This window comes from Acinetobacter lwoffii, from assembly GCF_024129355.1.
In the GTDB taxonomy this organism is placed as follows: Bacteria; Pseudomonadota; Gammaproteobacteria; order Pseudomonadales; family Moraxellaceae; genus Acinetobacter; species Acinetobacter lwoffii_I.
Genome location: NZ_JAMXXP010000031.1, coordinates 16918 through 37175, shown reverse-complemented (window position 1 = coordinate 37175; position 20258 = coordinate 16918). Strand labels below are relative to the sequence as shown.

Below are 20258 nucleotides of genomic sequence, written 5' to 3'. Positions count from 1 at the left end.
AATCCTGGTCGTTAAAGTGTTTGTTTGCACTCATATTTTAACTGTTAGGACTCAGGTTTTTTTATTTAAAGCAAACTATGGGACAGCAGTGGTCTCTCAGGACTCCTTTTTCTGTATGCAAAAATATAAATTTAAGAGACCAAACGCGGTTTATGCTTTAAAGCATTGCTGTTTTTTCTAAATTTCAGCACCCCATCTTCAAACGAAGCCTGCTTGAGTTCCTTGCGGTCTGCCAGATAATTATTGCTGACTTTCCATGGAGCATGTTTACCCTGCTTTGGCATCACGTCTGCAGCTCGGGCAATATAACCCGAACTAAGACTACCCATGACGGTATCCTGAAGCAATTCACTCTGATCTCCCTGAGCAATCACCTGCGCATAACCTTGCTGATCCATATAGTTCAGCAGACGGCAAATATACTCAGCTGCAATGTCGACTTTAAGCGTCCAGGAGGCATTGATATAGCCAATAATCAGCGCCATATTCGGTATGTCACTGACCATGATGCCTCTATACAACATATGCTGAGAGGTATCGATAGGCTGACCATCCATCGTCGCCTGAATCCCGCCAAGAATTTGAATATTCAGACCGGTGGCAGAAACAATAATATCAGCATCCAGATGTTGACCTGATTTCAGCTGAATTCCCGTTTCGGTAAAGGTTTCTATCTGATCCGTTGCAACTGATGCCTGCCCTTCACGTAAAATTTTAAACAGATCCCCATCTGGCACCACACACAGACGCTGATCCCAAGGTTCATAATTCGGGGTAAAGTGCTTCATGTCCACTTTACCTTTTAGCTGAAGTTGCACCGATTTAAGCAAAAGCGATTTTAATAATTTTGGCTGTTTCTGTGCCAAAGCATAAATCCCGCGCTGCATGCCGATATTACGCGCACGTGTCAGCTTGTAAGCGACCTCCTCGGGCAGATATTTACGCATTTTTGAATAAATAAAATCGACCGAGGGTACAGAAGCAATATAAGTTGGGGAACGTTGCAACATGGTGACATGCCCTGCTCCACCTTTCACCATCGCAGGAACCAAGGTAATCGCGGTCGCACCACTGCCAATGATGACCACTTTTTTGCCTTTATAGTTTAAATTTTCCGGCCAATGTTGCGGATGAATAAATTCACCTTTGAATGCATCTTGATTTGGAAACTCCGGCTGAAAACCCTGATCATAATTATAATAACCGGTACAACCCAGTACAAAGTTGGCGATCCAGATCTGCTTCTTACCGTGTGCATCCTCGATCTCTACTGACCATTTGCAGGTTGTAGAATCATAATTGGCACTTAAGACCCGATGCTGAAAATGGATTTTCGGCTGTAGCTTAAACTCATCCACCACTTCAGCCAGATAATTTTTGATGGATGCGCCATCGGCAAGCACGCTTTCTTTCTTCCAGGGTTTGAAATTAAAACCAAAAGTCGACATATCCGAATCAGAACGGATTCCCGGATATTTAAACAGGTCCCAAGTTCCACCAATACTTTCGCGGCGTTCAATAATCTCAAAAGAGCGTTGCGGACAATGTTTAGAAAGATGTGCTGCTAGACCAATCCCCGAGATCCCTGCACCCACGATTAAAATATCTACCTGCTTTTCCATGTTGTTCTTTTACCTAAGCGATGCTATCTGTTTTTATTAAATCACAAAACTGACAATACACAATGTCAAGTTCATTAAAAAGCCACTATTTTTTTATCTTTTGAGGCCAGATCAGTTATATGGAACTCAATCACTCTCAATTAAAATATACAGACAATAAAAAAGGCCGGTTTATTCAACCGACCTTTTCGAACAACTTGCGTTATTCTTCACGAAATTAGTTAACTTCGCGATCTACTAGCTCAACGTAAGCCATCGGTGCAGCATCACCTGCACGGAAGCCCGCTTTAAGAACACGTAGATAACCGCCGTTACGCTCTTTGTAACGAGGGCCAAGAACGGTAAATAATTTACCAACAGTTGCTGCTGAACGAGTACGAGCAAACGCCAAACGACGGTTTGCTACTGTATCGTTTTTAGCTAAAGTGATTAAAGGCTCAGCTACACGACGTAACTCTTTTGCTTTAGGCACAGTTGTTTTGATCAACTCGTGCTCGAACAAAGAGTTAGCCATGTTTTGGAACATCGCTTTACGATGACTGCTTGTACGGCCTAATTTCACACCACTATTACGATGACGCATGGTGATAGTCCTACTTAATTAACGGCTACGATAGGCGAAACGATCGTCCATACGGAGACTAGCCGGTGGCCAGTTCTCTAAACGCATGCCGAGTTGTAAGCCTTTAGAAGCCAGAACATCTTTGATCTCAGTAAGCGATTTTTTACCCAAGTTAGGAGTTTTAAGCAACTCAACTTCGGTACGCTGTACAAGATCACCAATGTAGTAAATGTTTTCTGCTTTCAAACAGTTAGCAGAACGAACAGTTAGCTCTAGATCATCTACTGGGCGAAGCAAGATTGGGTCAACTTCTTCACGAGGCTCTTGAGCAACAGGTGCTTGATCTTTTTGAAGGTCAACGAAGATCGCAATTTGTTGCTGCAAAATAGTTGCAGCTTTGCGGATCGCTTCTTCAGGATCTACAGTACCGTTGGTTTCAAGATCAATGATTAGTTTATCAAGGTCAGTACGTTGTTCTACACGCGCGTTTTCCACGGTGTATGAAACACGTTTGATTGGGCTGTAAGACGCATCTAACTGCAAGCGACCCACTGGGCGAGTTTCGCCTTCTGGGAAGCGTGAATCAGAAGTCTCGTAGCCACGACCTTGAGCCACTTTCAGACGCATTTTCAATGAGCCTGAGGCACTTAAAGTACCGATCAAATGTTCAGGGTTAACCACTTCAACATTATGAGGTAAACGAAGGTCAGCCGCAGTTACGTCGCCTGCACCTTGTTTCTCTAATGTTAAATAAGCTTCATTTTGATCGAACAGCTTAATCGACAATCCTTTTAGGTTCAGCAAGAGCTCGACGATGTCCTGCTGCAAGCCTTCCAAAGTACTGTACTCGTGCTCGACCCCTTCAATCTCAACTTCTACCACAGCTGCGCCAGGTAGAGAAGAAAGAAGGATGCGACGTAAAGCATTACCAAGAGTATGACCAAAGCCACGCTCTAATGGTTCTAGAATAACTTTTGCCGAGGTCCCGCTTGCCGCTTCGACCTTGATCGCTTGCGGAGTTAGAAACTCATTTGCAGTACGCGTCATATTGCTTCCTCAAGGATTATTTAGAATACAATTCTACAATCAAGCTTTCGTTGATTTCAGCAGGTAAATCAGAACGATCCGGTGCAGCTTTGAACGTACCTTCTAATTTAGAATGGTCAATTTCCATCCAAGAAGGCATGCCACGTTGAGTAGCTAATTCAATTGCGTTTTTGATACGTAATTGTTGCTTAGCGCCTTCGTGAACTGCGATCACATCACCCGCTTTAACTTGGATAGACGCAATGTTAACACGACGGCCATTCAAAGTGATGCTACGGTGAGATACTAACTGACGAGCTTCTGCACGAGTAGAACCGAAACCCATACGATAAACAACGTTATCAAGACGGCTTTCAAGTAGCTTCAACAGGTTTTCACCAGTTGCGCCTTTAACACGAGCAGCTTCTTTATAGTAGTTACTAAATTGACGCTCTAAAACACCGTACATGCGACGTACTTTTTGTTTTTCACGTAATTGTAGTGAGTACTCAGATTGTTTACCACCACGAGCCCCGCCGTGTTGACCAGGAACTTTCGCATGTTTTTTTGTCTTAACATCAAACGGTTTAACGCCTGATTTAAGTTGCAGGTCTGTCCCTTCGCGACGAGAGAGTTTGCATTTTGGACCAATATAACGAGCCATGAATGTTTCTCCTTACACGCGACGTTTTTTAGGTGGACGGCAACCGTTGTGCGGGATTGGCGTCACATCGGTAATGCTGTTAATTTTATAACCCACTGCACCTAAAGCACGAACCGCAGATTCACGACCAGGACCAGGACCTTTTACAAGGACGTCCAAGTTTTTCAAACCGTAGTCTAAAGCAGCTTTACCAGCAACTTCAGCAGCTACCTGAGCAGCGAACGGAGTTGATTTACGTGATCCACGGAAGCCTTGTCCACCTGAAGTGGCCCAAGCCAGTGCATTACCTTGACGATCGGTAATAGTCACAATGGTGTTATTAAAAGAAGCGTGAATGTGTGCGACACCTTCAGAGACGGTACGAGTGACCTTCTTGCGTGCGCGAGTATCTTTAGCCATCTTTTAGCTTCCAGAAATCTTATTTCTTAATAGGTTTGCGCGGACCTTTACGGGTACGTGCGTTAGTTTTGGTGCGTTGACCGCGGACAGGCAAGCTGCGACGATGACGAAGACCGCGGTAGCAGCCTAAATCCATTAAACGTTTAATGTTCATGGAAATTTCGCGACGTAAATCACCTTCGGTCGGAACCTTAGCAACTTCTGCACGAATCGCATCAAGCTGAGCGTCATCTAATTCACGGATCTTAGTAGTTGGAGCAATACCAGCAGCAGCTAAGATAGCTTTTGAAGTATGGCGACCAATACCAAAGATATACGTTAGAGAGATAACAGCGTGCTTGTTATCCGGAATGTTTACACCGGCAATACGAGCCATTCAATTTTCTCCAAAAAGGCAGTAGATAATCAACCGCCCCACAAAAATCTTGAGGGGCGGATAATAACCTAATTCGCCTACAGAAATCAACAGGTCTTAATCAGATTAACCTTGACGCTGCTTATGACGAGGTTCTGCGCTACAAATTACGCGGATAACCCCATTACGACGGATAACTTTACAGCTACCACAAATTTTCTTAACAGAAGCTTGTACTTTCATGATGAAACCTCAAGTGCGCTTATCCCTTAGGATGAGCAGTCGTTTTTCTCATTAACGTTTGATTATCGTATTGGTGCGAAGTGAGGTGTGATTGCAGCTGAGCCATAAAGTCCATCACTACCACCACAACAATCAGCAAAGAGGTACCACCCAAATAGAATGGAATACCAAATGAACTTTGCAATACCATCGGCATCAAACAAATGACTGCGATGTAAATCGCGCCAATAAAGGTCAAACGATTGAGAATATGATCTAAGTAACGAGCAGTTTGCTCACCTGGACGTATACCAGGCACGTAAGCTCCGCTGCGTTTCAAGTTCTCTGACACTTCTTTAGGACTAAATACCAGTGCTGTATAGAAGTAACAGAAAAAGATAATTAACGCACCAAAGAGCACCAAATACAACGGCTGACCAGGCGACAATACCAATGCTACATCTTGCAGGCTACGCTTAATAAATCCAGCATTTGGATCTGCACTACCCACCCACTGACCTAAGCTCGCAGGGAACAAAAGTAATGAGCTGGCAAAAATTGCCGGAATCACACCCGCCATATTAATTTTTAATGGCAAATGTGTCTGCTGTGCAGTAAATACACGACGACCTTGTTGTTTTTGAGCATAGTTTACCGGAATACGACGCTGCGCTTTCTCAATAAACACGATCGCTGCCAAAACACCCAGAGATAACAAACCAAAAATTACCAAGCCAATCAGGCTGGTCTGGCCATTATCTACAGAGGAGAAAGATTGCATAATCAGATTAGGCAATCCGGCAACAATACCCGCGAAGATGATCATGGAAATACCATTTCCCACCCCACGCTCGGTAATCTGTTCACCCAACCACATCAAGAACATGGTCCCCGCAACCAGTGAGGTTACTGCAGGAACATAAAAAGCCAAACCAGTATTCAGGGTAATCCCCTGACTGATCAGGCCTGCACACATACCTATCGCCTGTACCAGCGCTAAGAATAATGTACCTTGTCGTGTGTATTGATTAATTTTACGTTTGCCTTGCTCGCCTTCTTTCTTTAAAGCTTCCAGCGAAGGAACCACAGTTGACATCAACTGCACGATAATCGACGCAGAGATGTATGGCATGATCCCGAGAGCAAGAATAGACATTCGTTCTAATGCACCACCAGAAAACATGTTAAACAAACCAAGGATGGTACCTTGGTTTGCATTAAACAAGTTTTCTAACGCAGCATTATTGATGCCTGGTACTGGAATATGCGCTCCTAGTCGAAACACCAACAACGCACCAATGAGAAACATCATTCGACGAATAATTTCACGGTATTTCACATGAAATGGTTGGCCTTTCATCATGTTGACATGACCTGAAGAACTAGGAGTCATAGACACTGGGGATTACTCCTCGACTTTGCCGCCAGCAGCTTCAACAGCAGCTTTAGCGCCTTTAGTCAATGCAACACCTTGAACAGTGAATGCACGAGTAATTTCACCAGAAAGTACGATACGAGCACGGATCATGTCTTTACGTACAACGTTCGCAGCTTTTAAAGTTTCAAGAGACACGATGTCGCCTTCAACTTTAGCAAGCTCAGATAAACGTACTTCAGCAGTTTTCAAAGCCAATTGGCTAGTGAAGCCGAATTTAGGCAAACGACGGTAAAGTGCTGTTTGACCGCCTTCGAAACCTGGACGAGTACCACCGCTCTTACGTGAGTTTTGACCTTTGACACCACGGCCACCGGTCTTACCAACGCCAGAACCGATACCACGGCCTAAACGAAGGTTATCACGTTTAGCACCTTCTGCAGGTGCAATTGTATTTAAACGCAGAGTCATGGCTTATTCCTCTACACTAACCATATAGTAGACTTGGTTGATCATACCACGGTTAGAAGGTGTGTCTAACACTTCTACAGTATGACCAATACGACGCAGACCTAAACCTTGCAGGCTAAGCTTGTGATTTTTCAAGCGGTGCGATGCAGATTTAGTCTGGGTAACTTTAATCGTTTTCATGATTGATTACCCTTGAATTTGTTCTACTGAAAGACCACGTTTCGCAGCAACCTTTTCAGGAGTAGTCATATCACGCAAACCATTGAAAGTTGCGTTTACTACGTTAGCAGCGTTAGTAGAACCACGGCATTTAGTCAACACGTTACGTACGCCTACAGCTTCTAGAACTGCACGCATAGCGCCACCAGCAATTACACCTGTACCTTCAGAGGCAGGCTGCATGAATACGCGGCTAGCGCCGTGACGTGCATGAATTGGGTGCTGTAACGTACCATCAACAAGGTCAACAGTAATCATATTGCGACGAGCAGCTTCAAGTGCTTTAGAGATAGCAGCTGGAACTTCACGTGCTTTACCACGACCAAAACCTACGCGACCATTACCATCACCCACAACAGTTAATGCTGTGAAAGAGAAGATACGACCACCCTTAACAACTTTGGCTACACGATCAACGGCAACCAGCTTTTCAACAAGACCTTCGTTTTGTTCAACTTTAGCCATGATTAGAACTCCAAGCCGTTTTCACGAGCAGCATCAGCCAAGGCTTTGATACGACCATGATATTTAAAACCAGAACGGTCAAATGCAACTTTAGTAACACCAGCTGCTTTAGCTCGTTCTGCGATTAAAGCACCTACTTTTTGAGCTGCTTCAACGTTACCAGTTGTACCCGCACGTAGAGTAGCGTCTAAAGTAGAAGCTTGCGCTAATACTTTGCCACCATCTGCAGAGATAACTTGAGCATAGATGTGACGCGGAGTGCGGTTTACACACAAACGAGTCGCACCCAATGCACGGATGTGCAAGCGTGTGCTTTTCGCACGACGCAAACGGGATTGTTTCTTTTCGTTCATAAGAACCTCGCGCCTTATTTCTTCTTAGCTTCTTTACGAAGTACAACTTCGTCAGAATAACGAACACCTTTGCCTTTATATGGCTCTGGTGGACGGTAACCACGGATATCTGCAGCAACCTGTCCTAAAGCTGCTTTATCAGCAGATTTAAGAATGATTTCAGTTGCAGTTGGAGTTTCAGCAGTTACACCTGCAGGAAGTGCATAATCGATCGGGTGAGAGAAACCAAGGTTAAGATGAACAACGTCACCTTTAACCGCAGCTTTATAACCAACACCGATAAGCTGTAACTTACGTTCGAAACCTTCGCTAACACCTTTTACAAGGTTGTTAAGCACAGCGCGAGCAGTACCAGCTTGCATCCAAGCGTCTTTCGACTCTTGTACTGGAGCAATAGCTAGAATACCGTCTTCCTGTTTAAGCTCGACCAGCGCATGCAGGTTGAAAGACAATGTACCTTTAGTGCCTTTCACTTCGACCTGCCGGCCGTTCTGAGTAACTGTTACACCGTTAGGTACAGTTACTGGGGCTTTAGCCACACGAGACATGAGGAATCACCTATTAAGAAACAAAAGCAATAACTTCACCACCAACGCCTGCAGCACGTGCAGCGCGATCAGTCATGATGCCTTTGCTTGTAGAAACAATTGCAATACCTAAACCTTGCTTAACGCTAGGAAGTGCATCTTTACCGCGATACTGACGTAGACCTGGACGGCTTACGCGTTTCACAGTTTCGATAACTGGTTTGCCTTCGAAATACTTTAAAGTCAAAGTAAGAGTTGGTTTGCCTTCAGCATCCGCAACTTCTACGTTTGAAATATAACCTTCTTGTTGAAGCAAGTTAGCAATTGCTACCTTCAACTTAGAATTAGGCATAGAAACAGTTTGTTTCTTTGCCATTTGTGCGTTACGAACACGTGTTAGCATGTCGGCAACGGTATCTTGCATACTCATCTATAGTGCTCCTTACCAGCTTGCCTTAACAACGCCAGGTACATCACCTTGCATTACTGTTTCACGTAATTTGTTACGGCTTAAACCGAACTTACGGAAGTAACCATGAGGACGACCAGTTAAACCACAACGGTTACGTAGACGTACTGGAGATGCATTACGTGGTAATGCTTGTAATTTCATCATCGCTTCGAAACGTTCTTCGTCTGATGCATTTACGTTTGCAATAACAGCTTTTAATTCAGCACGTTTTGCAGCGTATTTAGCAACAGTAGCTTCGCGTTTCAATTCGCGATTAATCATACCTTTCTTAGCCATATCGACCTCTTATTTGAACGGGAAGCCGAATGCACGCATAAGCGCACGGCCTTCGTCATCGGTGCGAGCAGTCGTAGTAATGGTAATATCCATACCACGAATACGATCAATCTTGTCAAAATCGATTTCAGGGAACATGATTTGTTCCTTAAGACCCATTGAGTAGTTACCACGACCGTCGAATGATTTCGCAGAGAAACCACGGAAGTCACGGATACGAGGGATCGCAATCGAGATCAAACGGTCCAAGAATTCGTACATACGTTCGCCGCGTAAAGTAACTTTACAACCGATCGGCCAACCATCACGGATTTTAAAACCAGCGATTGATTTACGAGCTAACGTAAGTACTGGTTTTTGACCAGCGATAGCTTGCATATCTGAAAGAGCACCATCAAGGAGTTTTTTGTCAGCAGCAGCTGCGCCAACACCCATGTTGATCGTGATTTTAGTGATGCGAGGAATCTCCATCACATTCTTAACGCCCAATACTTCTTGTAATTGAGCTTTAAGTTCGTCGTTGTAACGTGTTTTAAGTCTGGCCATGGCCTATATCAACCTATTACTTCGCTACCGCCACTGATTCACCATTTGATTTGAATACGCGAGTTTTCACGCCATCAATCACTTGGTAACCAACACGGTCAGCCTTTTGGGTTGTAGCATTAAAAACTGCCACGTTTGAAATATGAAGCGAAGCTTCCTGAGTTACAACGCTACCTTCAGCGCCTGTAGCACGGTTTGGCTTCTGATGCTTCTTCACCAAGTTAAGGCCTTCAACCTTAACACGGTCATTAGAAACAGACAGAACAGTACCCTGTTTGCCTTTTTCTTTACCTGCGATCACAATTACTTGATCGCCTTTTTTAATCTTAGCCATGATCGCCTCTTATAGAACTTCAGGAGCCAATGAAATAATTTTCATGAACTGTTCAGTACGAAGTTCACGAGTCACTGGTCCGAAAATACGAGTTGCAATCGGCGCTTTGTTGTTGTTCAAAATAACAGCAGCGTTATCGTCGAAACGAATCACTGAACCGTCTGCACGACGGATACCGAATTTTGTACGAACCACAACCGCATTCATCACGTCACCTTTTTTAACACGTGCGCGTGGAATTGCTTCTTTTACAGTAACTTTAATAATGTCGCCAACAGAAGCATAACGACGATGCGAGCCACCAAGTACTTTAATACATTGTACGCGGCGTGCACCACTGTTGTCTGCTACGTCGAGCATAGTTTCGGTCTGAATCATTGCCCTACTCCAAAACCGAGCAACACCGGTCGAAATTTCGAAAGGCTCAAAGAGTACTCGAAATTGACCGATGATGCAACAAGAACGTTAATTACTCAGCAGCTGCTTCAACAACTTCAACTAAAGTCCAAGACTTAGTTTTAGAAATTGGGCGGCTTTCTTTAATGGTTACAACATCACCAGCTTTCGCTGTGTTGTTCTCATCATGAGCATGTAATTTTGTTGAACGGCGGATTAATTTGCCATACAACGGGTGTTGAACTTGGCGTTCAATAAGAACAACGATAGATTTATCCATCTTGTCGCTTACAACTTTGCCAGTTAACGTGCGGACTGTTTTATCACTCATTGTCCGTTCCCCTGTTTTTCGGTAAGGAGGGTCTTAATACGAGCAATAGTCTGACGAGTAAGTGCAACTTCATGCGATTTACCCAATTGACCAGTTGCTTTCGCCATACGAAGACGGAATTGGTTAAGCTGTTGCTCATCAAGCAAAGCTGTCAACTCTTCTACCGACTTTTCACGTAGATCTTTAGTTTTCATTACATTACCGTCCGAGTCACGATAGCGGTTTTAAACGGAAGCTTAGCTGCTGCAAGCGTAAACGCTTCGCGAGCCAATTCTTCGTTAACACCATCAATTTCGTACAAGACTTTACCTGGTTTGATTTGGCAAACCCAATATTCCACAGAACCTTTACCTTTACCCATACGCACTTCAAGAGGCTTAGAAGTAATCGGCTTGTCCGGGAATACACGGATAAAGATCTTACCACCACGCTTAATACGACGGCTAATTGTACGACGCGCTGCTTCAATTTGACGCGCAGTCATTTGACCACGTTCAACTGATTTAAGTGCAATAGTACCGAAAGATACTGTGCTACCGCGGTGTGCTAGACCAGTGTTACGGCCTTTCTGCACTTTACGGAATTTAGTACGCTTAGGTTGCAACATGGATTATTCTCCTTTTTCAGCAGAACGATCATTGCGACGACCACGACGCTCTTGACCTTCACCACGACCACGACCGCGTTTAGCTGGACGCTCTTCTGCTGGAGCTGGGTTCATGACTTGTTTCATGCCGCCCAAGATCTCACCACGGAAGATCCAAACTTTAACACCGATCGTACCGTAAGTAGTCTCAGCACGCATAGTCGCATAGTCGATATCTGCACGAAGCGTATGTAGAGGTACACGACCTTCACGATACCACTCAGTACGAGCAATCTCAGCACCACCTAAACGGCCTGAAACTTCTACTTTGATACCTTTAGCACCAGCACGCATTGTGTTTTGTACCGCACGCTTCATAGCACGACGGAACATTACACGTTTTTCTAATTGAGAAGCGATAGCTTCAGCAACTAGACGCGCGTCTAAGTCTGGACGATCAATTTCATTGATACTTACTTGCGCAGGAACACCCATGATAGATGTCAATTCGCGTTGTAGTTTCTCAATATCTTCGCCTTTTTTACCGATTACGATACCTGGACGAGCAGTGCTAATAGTTACTTTAGCAGCGCCTGTAGGGCGTTCGATAAGAATGTTGCTGATCATCGCGTTTTTAAGTTTTTTGATCAAAAACTCACGAACTTGAAGATCTTTAAGCAAGTATTCAGCGTATTGTTTCGGATTCGCATACCAGTTAGCGTTATGACGTTTCACAACACCTAGGCGGATACCGATTGGATGAACCTTCTGACCCATATCAAACCCCTACCTTAACGGTGATGTGACAAGTACGCTTAGTAATACGATCTGCACGGCCTTTAGCACGTGGCATAATACGTTTCAGGCTCATGCCTTCATCAACGTAGATCGTAGAAACTTTAAGGTCGTCTACATCTAAACTGTTATTGTGTTCAGCGTTTGCAATCGCAGATTCCAACGCTTTCTTAACTAGAACTGCAGCTTTTTTGTTGCTGAAGTTAAGGATGTTAAGAGCGTGCGCAACAGATTTGCCGCGGATAAGATCTGCAACCAAACGAGCTTTTTGTGCCGAGATAGCGGCACCGCGTAATTTAGCAGTTACTTCCATCATAGCACCCATTAACGTTTAGATTTCTTGTCAACACCGTGACCGCGATAGGTACGAGTTGGTGCAAATTCACCAAGCTTGTGACCAACCATGTGCTCAGAAACGATCACAGGAACGTGGTTACGGCCATTGTGTACAGAAATTGTTAAACCAACAAAATCCGGGAGGATCATCGAACGACGCGACCAAGTTTTGATCGGCTTACGGTTATTAGCCGCGATAGCCGCTTCAACCTTAGCGAACAAGTGCGCATCGACGAATGGGCCTTTTTTCAGAGAACGAGGCATTGTCAGATTCCTTTACTTGTTACTTAACGCGACGGTCGCGAATAATCATCTTAGTCGTACGCTTATTGGTACGTGTCTTGTACCCTTTAGCTTTTTGACCCCATGGGCTTACAGGTTGAATACCTTTGTTACGCCCTTCACCACCACCATGTGGATGGTCAACTGGGTTCATCGCCATACCACGAACGGTAGGACGAACACCACGCCAGCGTGATGCACCAGCTTTACCTAGTGAACGAAGGTTGCTTTCTGAGTTAGATACTTCACCTAACACAGCACGGCATTCAACGTGAATTTTACGCATCTCGCCTGAACGCAGACGAACGATAGCGTAAGAACCGTCACGACCCAACAGCTGAACTGAAGTACCAGCTGAACGAGCTAACTGCGCGCCTTTACCGATTTTAAGTTCGATGTTGTGAAGAGTAGAACCGATAGGCATGTTGCGAAGCGGCAAGCAGTTACCTGGACGAATTGGAGCATCGTTACCAGACTGTACTTTATCGCCAGCGCGAAGGCCTTTAGGAGCGATGATATAACGACGCTCACCGTCAGCATACAATACAAGTGCAATGTGTGCAGTACGGTTAGGATCGTATTCGATACGCTCTACAGTTGCAGGAATACCATCTTTGTTACGTTTAAAGTCAACTAGACGGTAGTGCTGCTTGTGACCGCCACCAACGTGACGAGTCGTGATGTGACCGTTGTTATTACGGCCGCCAGTACGTTTTTTAGCTTCAACCAACGGAGAGTATGGTGCGCCTTTGTGAAGGTGATCGTGAACCACTTTCTCTACAAAGCGACGTCCTGGAGACGTTGGCTTACATTTTTGAATAGGCATAATTCTCGTCCTTATTCCGCTGTGCTTTCAGCGGTATCGCCCAAGTCAGCCATTTCAACATCTTGGCCAGCTTTCAGGGTGACGTATGCTTTTTTAACATCAGAACGACGTCCTAATGTTTTACCAAAGCGTTTAGACTTACCTTTAGTGATAGTCGTGTTAACTTTAACAACTTCCACACCAAAGAGTTGTTCCACTGCTTTTTTGATTTCAAGCTTGTTTGCATTTAATGCAACTTTAAACACTTGAACACCAGCAGTTTCACCTAAAACTTGTGCTTTTTCTGAGAATACAGGTCCTTGCAGGACTTGATAGATACGTTCGTTGTTCATCCGAGTTCTACCTCAATTTTCTTAGCAGCAGCTACAGACATAACAACTTTGTCGAACGCAATCAAGCTAACCGGATCGATTGCAGCAGCATCAACCACATCAACGTGTGGAATGTTGCGCGCAGCAAGATACAGGTTCTCATCAACAGCATCAGTAACGATCAATGCGCGAGTCGCATTCAAGTCGTTAAGTTTTGCAAGCAATTCTTTAGTTTTTGGAGCTGCAACAGCAAACTCTTCAACTAAAACTAGGCGATCTTGACGAACAAGTTCAGCTAGGATGCATTGCATAGCACCGCGGTACATTTTACGGTTTACTTTTTGAGACCAGTCTTGTGGACGAGCAGCAAAAGTTTTACCACCGCCAACCCAGATTGGGCTACGAATAGAACCAGCACGAGCGCGGCCAGTACCTTTTTGACGGAATGGCTTGCGACCACCACCAGAAACGTCTGCACGTGATTTCTGAGCTTTTGAACCTTGACGGCCACCAGCTAAATAAGCTGTAACCACTTGGTGAACAAGAGCTTCATTAAATTCACGACCGAACGCAACTTCTGATAATTCAACAGCAGAGCCGGAAACAGTATTTAAATTCACGTTATTTCCCCTCAGGCCTTGATCGTAGGACGAACGATTACGTCGCCACCAGTAGCACCAGGAACCGCGCCTTTAACAACTAGAACTGAACGTTCTGTGTCGATAGCAACGATCTCAAGACCCTGTGTAGTTACGCGTTCAGCACCTAAATGGCCAGCCATTTTTTTGCCTTTGAATACGCGACCAGGAGTCTGGTTTTGACCAGTAGAACCTAAAACACGGTGAGAAACTGAGTTACCGTGAGTTGCATCTTGCGTACGGAAGTTCCAACGCTTAACACCACCTTGGAAACCTTTACCTTTAGATTGACCAGTTACGTCAACAACTTGACCAACTTGGAACAATTCAACGGTAAGCGTACCACCAACTTCACGACCTTCAAGATCAGCTTCTGTAGCACGGAATTCTTGAACTAGACGACCAGCTGCAACACCCGCTTTCGCGAAGTGGCCTTTCTGAGCGTTAGTTACGCGAGATTCGCGACGTTCACCAGTAGTGATTTGAATCGCTTGATAACCATCAGTTTCAAGCGTTTTGATTTGAGTGATGCGGTTAGGATCAACCTCAATCACTGTAACAGGCACAGAAACACCAGCATCTGTAAAGATACGTGTCATACCGCACTTGCGACCGACTAAACCAATAGCCATGTGCATAAACCTCTAAAAAAGCGGCCTAATTAACTTAGAGTGTTAATTAACCCGAAAGCCTTAACCCAATGCGATCTGAACATCAACACCAGCTGCAAGATCTAACTTCATCAATGCATCTACAGTTTTGTCTGTAGGTTGAACGATGTCGATCAAACGCTTGTAAGTACGGATTTCGTACTGGTCACGCGCGTCTTTGTTTACGTGTGGTGATGTTAAAACGTTAAAACGTTCAATGCGTGTTGGCATTGGAATTGGACCACACACTTGTGCGCCAGTACGTTTTGCGGTTTCTACGATTTCTTGAGCTGATTGATCAATCAGGCGATGATCAAAAGACTTAAGACGGATACGAATTCTCTGGTTAGACATACCAGTAAACTCCAAGCCAAATATATAAAGAATCACTCTTGACGCATCTCACCCCACTTTATATGGGCAAGTGTCAAGAGCAGTGAAATATCACTAAGGTCATGATCGATGCCACGACTGTAACGATAGTTAACTACTTTATTCGCAGTTAACCCCCTTCCTATTGAAGGGTCGCTTATTATAGCCATTGTTTAATGCATAAGCAAATCTCTTTTATGGTTTTATCCAAGTTTTCAATTTATGACTTAAAACAATAGTTTATTGTTTAAATATTAGGCAGTTTTTGCCAAAACATATTCTATAGCACGATTTAACATCTGATTTCCTTCAATAAATTTTTGCTTCGTGGTTTTTTTTAATTCAAATAAATTTTGCACATATTTTCCTGAAAATTGCGCAAGCTCTTCTTCATTTTCCAAAAACAATGCCAGGGTTTCCGGCGTGATTTCAGGATGAAACTGGAAGCCCAATACATTTCTGCCCAACTGGTACATCTGATTACGACAGGCTTCATTTTCTGCCAGATGGACTGCACCTTTGGGCAATTCAAATGTTTCATTGTGCCATTGCAGAATATTAAACTGCTCCGGCAGGCTAAAACACGTCTCTGGTAGATTCGCCACTCTGTGCACCGTGGTCCACCCCAATTCTTGTTCTGGATTGCGACTAACACCTGCACCCAAAGCATTTGCAATCAACTGCCCACCCAGACACAGGCCAATTGCCGGTTTACCATGCGAAAGATAGCGACGCAACCAGCGTTTTTCTATTTTTAACCAAGGGAAATTTGCTTCATCATTCACACTCATGGTTCCCCCCATAATGATCAGCAAATCCACCTCTTCCACTGCAGGCAGCGCCTCGATCTCCAGCGGCCGATCCACGGGTAAAGCAAAAAATTCAGTCGCGGTAATGTGCGCCTGATGCTGCTTTAAAAATTCATAACAACTACCAAAACCTTCACCAGCAATATGCTGAAAATAATGCACTTTTAAATGCGACTTCATGCTCCTCAACCTATTTTTTTAGCTATATAGATTTAGGTTTTGCAAAAATGAAGCCAACTTTTTATAAGACTTGTTGTTTTTAAACAATTCACAACGTAACTGGCAGTGAGTCACAGATTCTCTTAAGCTAGAGTAATATTTGATTACATTTGAGCGCATTCACGTGAAACAAGACTCTCAAACTCGCCTGATTCATGCACCACGAAAGGCTCCTCAAGCGATTTCCACCATTCAACCTCCCCTCTATCGTGCATCGACCATTATCTTTAACAATACCGATGCCCTGTTTAATCGCCATTGGACCGATGACTATGATTATAGTTATGGCACGCATGGCACGCCTACGACCTTTACGCTGGGCGATAACATCGCACAACTCGAAGGTGGTTTATATCACCTGCTCGCACCGAGTGGTTTATCCGCGATTAATCTCGTGAATTCTTGCTTTTTAAGCCAGGGCGATGAGGTTTGGGTGGCTGACAATATCTATGGTCCAAACATGGAGCATTTACGCAATATGGAAAAGCGTTATGGAATTAGGGTTAAGGTCTACAATCCCATAGAGCTTGATACATTTCAGCCTACAGATAAAGCCAAACTGATCTGGCTCGAGGCTGCTGGCTCAGTCACCTTGGAATTTCCGGATCTGGCTGGTTTAGTGAAAAAAGCTCAGGCACACAATATTCTTACTGCGCTGGATAATACCTGGGGCGCAGGTCTGGCTTTTGATGCCTTTGAGTTTAGTGAAGAGCATTTAAGTGTAGATATGACGGTACATGCACTGACCAAATATCCAAGCGGCGGTGGTGATATCCTGATGGGCTCAGTGGTTACGCGAGATAAGGTTCTGCATCACAAACTGTTCCGTGCACATGCCATTCAGGGCATTAGTGTTTCTGGTGATGATGTGGCACAGGTACAACGCAGTCTGGCTTCTATGCAACTGCGATATCAACATCAATCCAACAGTGCGCTGACCTTACTGGAATGGCTTAAACAGCAAACCGATTTTGTACAGGTTCTGCATCCTGCTGATCCGGATAGCGCAGGCCATCAGTACTGGAAAGAAATTTGCAAGCAAGGTGATAGTGCCGGCCTGGTCAGCGTGATCTTTGACAGCACATACGCCATGCAAGATATCCGAAATTTCTGTGATAGTTTAAAACTGTTTAAGCTAGGCTTTAGTTGGGGTGGCCCTGTCAGTCTGGTCATGCTATATAACTTAAAAGACATGCGTGTGCTGGAACATTCACACTTAAAAGACGGCTTGCTGGTTCGTTTCTGTATTGGACTGGAATATCCGGAAGATTTGATTCAAGATATTCAGCATGCACTAGAACAAATGAAAAAACTTAAAAACGAATAATAAATAACAGGAAAAGCTATGGGTAGACCAATTGTTATTGCTAAAAAAACTGCGGATACCACACAGGATATTGTGCTGCATTCCCAACTTGCCAATCGACATGGCTTGATTGCAGGTGCCACTGGTACCGGAAAGACTGTGACTTTAAAAGTATTGGCGGAGAGCTTTTCTCGAATTGGTGTACCTGTATTCCTCGCCGATGCCAAAGGCGATGTGTCCAGCCTGGCCAAAGCAGGTGAAAGCAGCCCCAAGTTTGATGAACGGATTAAAAGTCTCAATATCGAGTCCATTCCTTTTGCAGCCTCACCAGTGGTGTTTTGGGATTTATTTGGCGAACAGGGTCATCCGATTCGCACTACCATTTCTGAAATTGGCCCGCTGCTGCTGGCGCAAATACTGAATCTGAATGACACCCAGGAAGGCGTTTTATCTGCCGTGTTTCGGATTGCCGATGATCAGGGTTTATTGCTAATCGACTTTAAAGACCTGAAAGCCATGCTGAGTTATGTCTCTGAGCATGCGGCTGAGTTTAAAGCTGAATATGGCAATCTTTCACCCGCCAGTCTCGGTGCGATTCAACGTAATTTGTTAGCTCTGGCTGACCAAGGCGGTGACCAGTTTTTTGGCGAGCCGGCGCTGGATCTGATGGACTTTTTACAAACGGACAGTCAGGGCCGTGGCAATATCAATTTGTTGGCGGCTGACAAGCTGATGAATACGCCTAAGCTATATGCCACGTTCTTGCTCTGGATGCTCTCCGAGCTGTTTGAACAGCTTCCCGAAGTCGGCGATCTGGACAAACCTAAACTGGTGTTTTTCTTTGATGAAGCCCATCTCTTGTTTGATAATGCCAGCCCTGCCCTACAGGATAAAATTGAGCAGGTGGTGCGCCTGATTCGCTCTAAAGGCGTGGGAATTTATTTTGTCACGCAAAATCCGTTGGACTTGCCGGAAAGTGTCTTAGGCCAGCTCGGCAATCGGGTTCAACATGCTTTGCGGGCTTTCACTCCCAAAGATCAAAAAGCAGTGAAAACCGCAGCAGAGACTTTCCGAGCCAATCCTGAATTTAAAGTCGATCAGGTGATTACCGAACTTGCTGTCGGTGAAGCCCTAATTAGCTGCCTGGATGAAAAAGGCATTCCGCAAATAGTAGAGCGTGGCTGGGTCATGCCGCCGCATTCATCCTTTACACCGATCTCGCTTGAAGAACGCAAGGCTCTCATGCAGCAAAGTATTGTCGCCGGTATTTATGAGCAGCCAGTCGATCGGGATAGCGCCCATGAAATGCTGCAAAACAAGGTCGCAGAACGCCAGCAACAGGCTCAGGCCGCCGAACTTGCCAAACAGCAAAGCAAGGAACAGGAAGCTCTTGCCAAGCAGCAAATTAAAGAACAGGAACGTCTGGCACGAGAACAGCAAAAAGAAGCTGAACGCGCAGCCAAGCAACGAGAAAAACTGACTCAGGATATTGTCGGCACCTTTGCCAAAAGTGCTGCCCGTAGCCTGGGCGGGAGTACTGGGCAGAAAATTGTGCGCGGCTTACTGGGTTCGCTGTTTGGCCGCAAATAATCCCCCTCCTTTTCCGATCATCATCACACTTTTTATGGGATATTTTTATATCCCGTAATTTTTTTATGGTTTTATGACTATGCGCTATTGTAAAGCCATTTTAAAAGATGTAATTTAAATACATCTTTTAAAAAACACCTGTAGACGGCTCTCATGACTCCACAACATATTGAACTTGTACAAGCGACTGTTCCTGTTTTACGTGAAAACGGCGTAGCACTTACCACGTATTTCTATAACCGCATGCTGAAAAACCATCCAGAGTTGAAAAACACCTTCAACATGGATCATCAAAGTACTGGCCGTCAACCACGTGCCTTGGCTGCCGCAGTACTTGCCTATGCCGAAAACATTACCAATCCGGGCGTTTTGGCCAAAGCCATCGAACGCATTACCACTAAACATGTCAGCCTGGATATTCAACCGGATCAATATGCGATTGTCGGTGAGAATCTGTTGCACTCGATCAGCGAAGTTTTAGATGTACCCATGGACTCAGACCTGATTGCAGCCTGGAAAGAAGCGTATATGCAACTGGCAGATATTTTGATTGGTGTGGAAAAATCTAAATATGCCACCCTAGCTTCTGAAAATGGTGGCTGGGCGGGCTGGCGCGAATTTGAAGTAGCAGCAGTCAATGATACCGACGCAGGTAAAATCTTTACACTTAAAGCTAAAGATGGTGCAGCGATTGCAAGTGCTGAAGCCGGTGAACATATTTCAGTACGTGTACAGGTGCCTGAACAGCACATTCGTCAACCACAACAGTTTAGCTTTGATCAGGCGCAAAACGAGCAATATCAAATTACTGTGAAAGCGGAAGAAAATCCAACCGCATTCTCGGTTGCACAGACACTGATCGACCACTACAAAGTTGGTGATGTAGTTGAAGTGTCTGCCCCGCTCAAGCTTTAATTGCAAAA

At 44.6% G+C, this 20258-nt stretch carries 32 protein-coding genes and 1 pseudogene; 3 read left to right on the top strand and 30 right to left on the bottom strand.

Annotated features, from left to right (window positions below; translation table 11 throughout):
- Nucleotides 1-131 precede the first annotated feature (131 nt).
- The 30 genes and pseudogenes from NI468_RS12990 to NI468_RS12845 all read right to left on the bottom strand — a co-directional run bounded on the left by NI468_RS12990 (nucleotide 132) and on the right by NI468_RS12845 (nucleotide 16400).
- The gene (locus NI468_RS12990) at nucleotides 132-1622 is read right to left on the bottom strand and encodes a flavin-containing monooxygenase (RefSeq protein WP_253102197.1); all 1491 of its coding nucleotides are present in this window, start codon (nucleotides 1620-1622) and stop codon (nucleotides 132-134) included.
- 217 nt (nucleotides 1623-1839) lie between these two features.
- A complete protein-coding gene (gene rplQ / locus NI468_RS12985; RefSeq protein WP_004281488.1) occupies nucleotides 1840-2205 on the bottom strand; it encodes a 50S ribosomal protein L17 in 366 nt (121 codons plus the stop codon).
- Between the two features lie 18 nt (nucleotides 2206-2223).
- Entirely contained in the window at nucleotides 2224-3231 is a 1008-nt protein-coding gene (locus NI468_RS12980; RefSeq protein ID WP_004281489.1) for a DNA-directed RNA polymerase subunit alpha, read from the bottom strand.
- Nucleotides 3232-3247: 16 nt separating this feature from the next.
- On the bottom strand, nucleotides 3248-3874 hold the full coding sequence (gene rpsD, locus NI468_RS12975) for a 30S ribosomal protein S4 (protein WP_004281490.1): 627 nt from the start codon (nucleotides 3872-3874) through the stop codon (nucleotides 3248-3250).
- Nucleotides 3875-3886: 12 nt separating this feature from the next.
- Nucleotides 3887-4273: a 30S ribosomal protein S11 gene (rpsK, locus tag NI468_RS12970; RefSeq protein WP_004281491.1), complete on the bottom strand. Its 387-nt coding sequence runs from the start codon at nucleotides 4271-4273 to the stop codon at nucleotides 3887-3889.
- Between the two features lie 19 nt (nucleotides 4274-4292).
- A complete protein-coding gene (rpsM, locus tag NI468_RS12965; RefSeq protein WP_004281492.1) occupies nucleotides 4293-4649 on the bottom strand; it encodes a 30S ribosomal protein S13 in 357 nt (118 codons plus the stop codon).
- Nucleotides 4650-4754: 105 nt separating this feature from the next.
- On the bottom strand, nucleotides 4755-4871 hold the full coding sequence (rpmJ, locus tag NI468_RS12960) for a 50S ribosomal protein L36 (RefSeq protein WP_000867907.1): 117 nt from the start codon (nucleotides 4869-4871) through the stop codon (nucleotides 4755-4757).
- A gap of 19 nt (nucleotides 4872-4890) precedes the next feature.
- Entirely contained in the window at nucleotides 4891-6210 is a 1320-nt protein-coding gene (secY, locus tag NI468_RS12955; RefSeq protein ID WP_171054339.1) for a preprotein translocase subunit SecY, read from the bottom strand.
- Nucleotides 6211-6255: 45 nt separating this feature from the next.
- Nucleotides 6256-6696: a 50S ribosomal protein L15 gene (rplO, locus tag NI468_RS12950; RefSeq protein WP_004281494.1), complete on the bottom strand. Its 441-nt coding sequence runs from the start codon at nucleotides 6694-6696 to the stop codon at nucleotides 6256-6258.
- A 3-nt stretch (nucleotides 6697-6699) separates the two neighbouring features.
- Nucleotides 6700-6876 (bottom strand): 50S ribosomal protein L30, encoded by a 177-nt coding sequence (gene rpmD, locus NI468_RS12945; RefSeq protein WP_004281495.1) that lies wholly within the window; start codon nucleotides 6874-6876, stop codon nucleotides 6700-6702.
- A gap of 6 nt (nucleotides 6877-6882) precedes the next feature.
- A complete protein-coding gene (gene rpsE / locus NI468_RS12940) occupies nucleotides 6883-7380 on the bottom strand; it encodes a 30S ribosomal protein S5 (RefSeq protein ID WP_004281496.1) in 498 nt (165 codons plus the stop codon).
- 2 nt (nucleotides 7381-7382) lie between these two features.
- Nucleotides 7383-7733, bottom strand: coding sequence for a 50S ribosomal protein L18 (gene rplR / locus NI468_RS12935; protein ID WP_004281497.1), 351 nt, complete (start codon nucleotides 7731-7733; stop codon nucleotides 7383-7385).
- 14 nt (nucleotides 7734-7747) lie between these two features.
- A complete protein-coding gene (rplF, locus tag NI468_RS12930) occupies nucleotides 7748-8281 on the bottom strand; it encodes a 50S ribosomal protein L6 (RefSeq protein ID WP_004645059.1) in 534 nt (177 codons plus the stop codon).
- 13 nt (nucleotides 8282-8294) lie between these two features.
- Nucleotides 8295-8690 (bottom strand): 30S ribosomal protein S8, encoded by a 396-nt coding sequence (gene rpsH / locus NI468_RS12925; protein ID WP_004281499.1) that lies wholly within the window; start codon nucleotides 8688-8690, stop codon nucleotides 8295-8297.
- Nucleotides 8691-8702: 12 nt separating this feature from the next.
- Nucleotides 8703-9008, bottom strand: coding sequence for a 30S ribosomal protein S14 (gene rpsN, locus NI468_RS12920; RefSeq protein ID WP_004732275.1), 306 nt, complete (start codon nucleotides 9006-9008; stop codon nucleotides 8703-8705).
- Between the two features lie 9 nt (nucleotides 9009-9017).
- Nucleotides 9018-9554: a 50S ribosomal protein L5 gene (rplE, locus tag NI468_RS12915; protein WP_004645057.1), complete on the bottom strand. Its 537-nt coding sequence runs from the start codon at nucleotides 9552-9554 to the stop codon at nucleotides 9018-9020.
- Between the two features lie 16 nt (nucleotides 9555-9570).
- The gene (gene rplX / locus NI468_RS12910; protein WP_004281502.1) at nucleotides 9571-9888 is read right to left on the bottom strand and encodes a 50S ribosomal protein L24; all 318 of its coding nucleotides are present in this window, start codon (nucleotides 9886-9888) and stop codon (nucleotides 9571-9573) included.
- A gap of 9 nt (nucleotides 9889-9897) precedes the next feature.
- The gene (gene rplN, locus NI468_RS12905) at nucleotides 9898-10266 is read right to left on the bottom strand and encodes a 50S ribosomal protein L14 (protein WP_004281503.1); all 369 of its coding nucleotides are present in this window, start codon (nucleotides 10264-10266) and stop codon (nucleotides 9898-9900) included.
- A 91-nt stretch (nucleotides 10267-10357) separates the two neighbouring features.
- Nucleotides 10358-10615: a 30S ribosomal protein S17 gene (rpsQ, locus tag NI468_RS12900; protein WP_004281504.1), complete on the bottom strand. Its 258-nt coding sequence runs from the start codon at nucleotides 10613-10615 to the stop codon at nucleotides 10358-10360.
- Entirely contained in the window at nucleotides 10612-10809 is a 198-nt protein-coding gene (gene rpmC / locus NI468_RS12895) for a 50S ribosomal protein L29 (RefSeq protein WP_004281505.1), read from the bottom strand. Before rpmC ends, rpsQ begins: the two co-directional genes overlap by 4 nt.
- Nucleotides 10809-11222 (bottom strand): 50S ribosomal protein L16, encoded by a 414-nt coding sequence (gene rplP / locus NI468_RS12890; protein ID WP_004281506.1) that lies wholly within the window; start codon nucleotides 11220-11222, stop codon nucleotides 10809-10811. The genes rpmC and rplP overlap by 1 nt, the downstream gene beginning before the upstream one ends.
- Nucleotides 11162-11978 (bottom strand): annotated as a pseudogene (gene rpsC / locus NI468_RS12885) (30S ribosomal protein S3). The gene rplP and the pseudogene rpsC overlap by 61 nt, the downstream one beginning before the upstream one ends.
- Nucleotide 11979: 1 nt before the next feature.
- Complete coding sequence (rplV, locus tag NI468_RS12880) at nucleotides 11980-12309, bottom strand: 50S ribosomal protein L22 (RefSeq protein ID WP_001982638.1); 330 nt, start codon at nucleotides 12307-12309, stop codon at nucleotides 11980-11982.
- A gap of 11 nt (nucleotides 12310-12320) precedes the next feature.
- On the bottom strand, nucleotides 12321-12596 hold the full coding sequence (gene rpsS / locus NI468_RS12875; protein ID WP_004281508.1) for a 30S ribosomal protein S19: 276 nt from the start codon (nucleotides 12594-12596) through the stop codon (nucleotides 12321-12323).
- 19 nt (nucleotides 12597-12615) lie between these two features.
- Entirely contained in the window at nucleotides 12616-13440 is an 825-nt protein-coding gene (rplB, locus tag NI468_RS12870) for a 50S ribosomal protein L2 (RefSeq protein ID WP_004281509.1), read from the bottom strand.
- Nucleotides 13441-13451: 11 nt separating this feature from the next.
- Nucleotides 13452-13772 (bottom strand): 50S ribosomal protein L23, encoded by a 321-nt coding sequence (gene rplW, locus NI468_RS12865; RefSeq protein ID WP_004281510.1) that lies wholly within the window; start codon nucleotides 13770-13772, stop codon nucleotides 13452-13454.
- A complete protein-coding gene (gene rplD, locus NI468_RS12860) occupies nucleotides 13769-14371 on the bottom strand; it encodes a 50S ribosomal protein L4 (protein ID WP_004281511.1) in 603 nt (200 codons plus the stop codon). Before rplD ends, rplW begins: the two co-directional genes overlap by 4 nt.
- Before the next feature lie 11 nt (nucleotides 14372-14382).
- Entirely contained in the window at nucleotides 14383-15021 is a 639-nt protein-coding gene (rplC, locus tag NI468_RS12855; protein ID WP_004645054.1) for a 50S ribosomal protein L3, read from the bottom strand.
- A gap of 60 nt (nucleotides 15022-15081) precedes the next feature.
- Nucleotides 15082-15393 carry a 30S ribosomal protein S10 gene (rpsJ, locus tag NI468_RS12850; RefSeq protein WP_000070912.1) on the bottom strand — a complete coding sequence of 104 codons (312 nt, stop codon included), beginning with the start codon at nucleotides 15391-15393 and terminating at the stop codon, nucleotides 15082-15084.
- 272 nt (nucleotides 15394-15665) lie between these two features.
- Nucleotides 15666-16400: a type 1 glutamine amidotransferase gene (locus NI468_RS12845; RefSeq protein ID WP_005108602.1), complete on the bottom strand. Its 735-nt coding sequence runs from the start codon at nucleotides 16398-16400 to the stop codon at nucleotides 15666-15668.
- 163 nt (nucleotides 16401-16563) lie between these two features.
- Between NI468_RS12845 and NI468_RS12840 the strand changes: the two genes are divergently transcribed.
- From NI468_RS12840 to NI468_RS12830, 3 genes are all read left to right on the top strand, one after another.
- The gene (locus NI468_RS12840; protein WP_253102194.1) at nucleotides 16564-17766 is read left to right on the top strand and encodes a PLP-dependent transferase; all 1203 of its coding nucleotides are present in this window, start codon (nucleotides 16564-16566) and stop codon (nucleotides 17764-17766) included.
- Nucleotides 17767-17784: 18 nt separating this feature from the next.
- Nucleotides 17785-19335: a helicase HerA-like domain-containing protein gene (locus NI468_RS12835; protein WP_253102193.1), complete on the top strand. Its 1551-nt coding sequence runs from the start codon at nucleotides 17785-17787 to the stop codon at nucleotides 19333-19335.
- 153 nt (nucleotides 19336-19488) lie between these two features.
- Nucleotides 19489-20250 carry a globin domain-containing protein gene (locus NI468_RS12830; protein WP_004281516.1) on the top strand — a complete coding sequence of 254 codons (762 nt, stop codon included), beginning with the start codon at nucleotides 19489-19491 and terminating at the stop codon, nucleotides 20248-20250.
- Nucleotides 20251-20258: the final 8 nt, after the last annotated feature.

Coding starts and splice junctions, on each gene's coding strand:
- NI468_RS12990 (WP_253102197.1), bottom strand. CDS start 1,622: ATGGAAAAGCAGGTAGATATTTTAATCGTGGGTGCAGGGATCTCGGGG.
- rplQ (WP_004281488.1), bottom strand. CDS start 2,205: ATGCGTCATCGTAATAGTGGTGTGAAATTAGGCCGTACAAGCAGTCAT.
- NI468_RS12980 (WP_004281489.1), bottom strand. CDS start 3,231: ATGACGCGTACTGCAAATGAGTTTCTAACTCCGCAAGCGATCAAGGTC.
- rpsD (WP_004281490.1), bottom strand. CDS start 3,874: ATGGCTCGTTATATTGGTCCAAAATGCAAACTCTCTCGTCGCGAAGGG.
- rpsK (WP_004281491.1), bottom strand. CDS start 4,273: ATGGCTAAAGATACTCGCGCACGCAAGAAGGTCACTCGTACCGTCTCT.
- rpsM (WP_004281492.1), bottom strand. CDS start 4,649: ATGGCTCGTATTGCCGGTGTAAACATTCCGGATAACAAGCACGCTGTT.
- rpmJ (WP_000867907.1), bottom strand. CDS start 4,871: ATGAAAGTACAAGCTTCTGTTAAGAAAATTTGTGGTAGCTGTAAAGTT.
- secY (WP_171054339.1), bottom strand. CDS start 6,210: ATGAAAGGCCAACCATTTCATGTGAAATACCGTGAAATTATTCGTCGA.
- rplO (WP_004281494.1), bottom strand. CDS start 6,696: ATGACTCTGCGTTTAAATACAATTGCACCTGCAGAAGGTGCTAAACGT.
- rpmD (WP_004281495.1), bottom strand. CDS start 6,876: ATGAAAACGATTAAAGTTACCCAGACTAAATCTGCATCGCACCGCTTG.
- rpsE (WP_004281496.1), bottom strand. CDS start 7,380: ATGGCTAAAGTTGAACAAAACGAAGGTCTTGTTGAAAAGCTGGTTGCC.
- rplR (WP_004281497.1), bottom strand. CDS start 7,733: ATGAACGAAAAGAAACAATCCCGTTTGCGTCGTGCGAAAAGCACACGC.
- rplF (WP_004645059.1), bottom strand. CDS start 8,281: ATGTCTCGTGTGGCTAAAGCCCCAGTAACTGTACCTAACGGTGTAACA.
- rpsH (WP_004281499.1), bottom strand. CDS start 8,690: ATGAGTATGCAAGATACCGTTGCCGACATGCTAACACGTGTTCGTAAC.
- rpsN (WP_004732275.1), bottom strand. CDS start 9,008: ATGGCTAAGAAAGGTATGATTAATCGCGAATTGAAACGCGAAGCTACT.
- rplE (WP_004645057.1), bottom strand. CDS start 9,554: ATGGCCAGACTTAAAACACGTTACAACGACGAACTTAAAGCTCAATTA.
- rplX (WP_004281502.1), bottom strand. CDS start 9,888: ATGGCTAAGATTAAAAAAGGCGATCAAGTAATTGTGATCGCAGGTAAA.
- rplN (WP_004281503.1), bottom strand. CDS start 10,266: ATGATTCAGACCGAAACTATGCTCGACGTAGCAGACAACAGTGGTGCA.
- rpsQ (WP_004281504.1), bottom strand. CDS start 10,615: ATGAGTGATAAAACAGTCCGCACGTTAACTGGCAAAGTTGTAAGCGAC.
- rpmC (WP_004281505.1), bottom strand. CDS start 10,809: ATGAAAACTAAAGATCTACGTGAAAAGTCGGTAGAAGAGTTGACAGCT.
- rplP (WP_004281506.1), bottom strand. CDS start 11,222: ATGTTGCAACCTAAGCGTACTAAATTCCGTAAAGTGCAGAAAGGCCGT.
- rplV (WP_001982638.1), bottom strand. CDS start 12,309: ATGGAAGTAACTGCTAAATTACGCGGTGCCGCTATCTCGGCACAAAAA.
- rpsS (WP_004281508.1), bottom strand. CDS start 12,596: ATGCCTCGTTCTCTGAAAAAAGGCCCATTCGTCGATGCGCACTTGTTC.
- rplB (WP_004281509.1), bottom strand. CDS start 13,440: ATGCCTATTCAAAAATGTAAGCCAACGTCTCCAGGACGTCGCTTTGTA.
- rplW (WP_004281510.1), bottom strand. CDS start 13,772: ATGAACAACGAACGTATCTATCAAGTCCTGCAAGGACCTGTATTCTCA.
- rplC (WP_004645054.1), bottom strand. CDS start 15,021: ATGGCTATTGGTTTAGTCGGTCGCAAGTGCGGTATGACACGTATCTTT.
- rpsJ (WP_000070912.1), bottom strand. CDS start 15,393: ATGTCTAACCAGAGAATTCGTATCCGTCTTAAGTCTTTTGATCATCGC.
- NI468_RS12845 (WP_005108602.1), bottom strand. CDS start 16,400: ATGAAGTCGCATTTAAAAGTGCATTATTTTCAGCATATTGCTGGTGAA.
- NI468_RS12835 (WP_253102193.1), top strand. CDS start 17,785: ATGGGTAGACCAATTGTTATTGCTAAAAAAACTGCGGATACCACACAG.
- NI468_RS12830 (WP_004281516.1), top strand. CDS start 19,489: ATGACTCCACAACATATTGAACTTGTACAAGCGACTGTTCCTGTTTTA.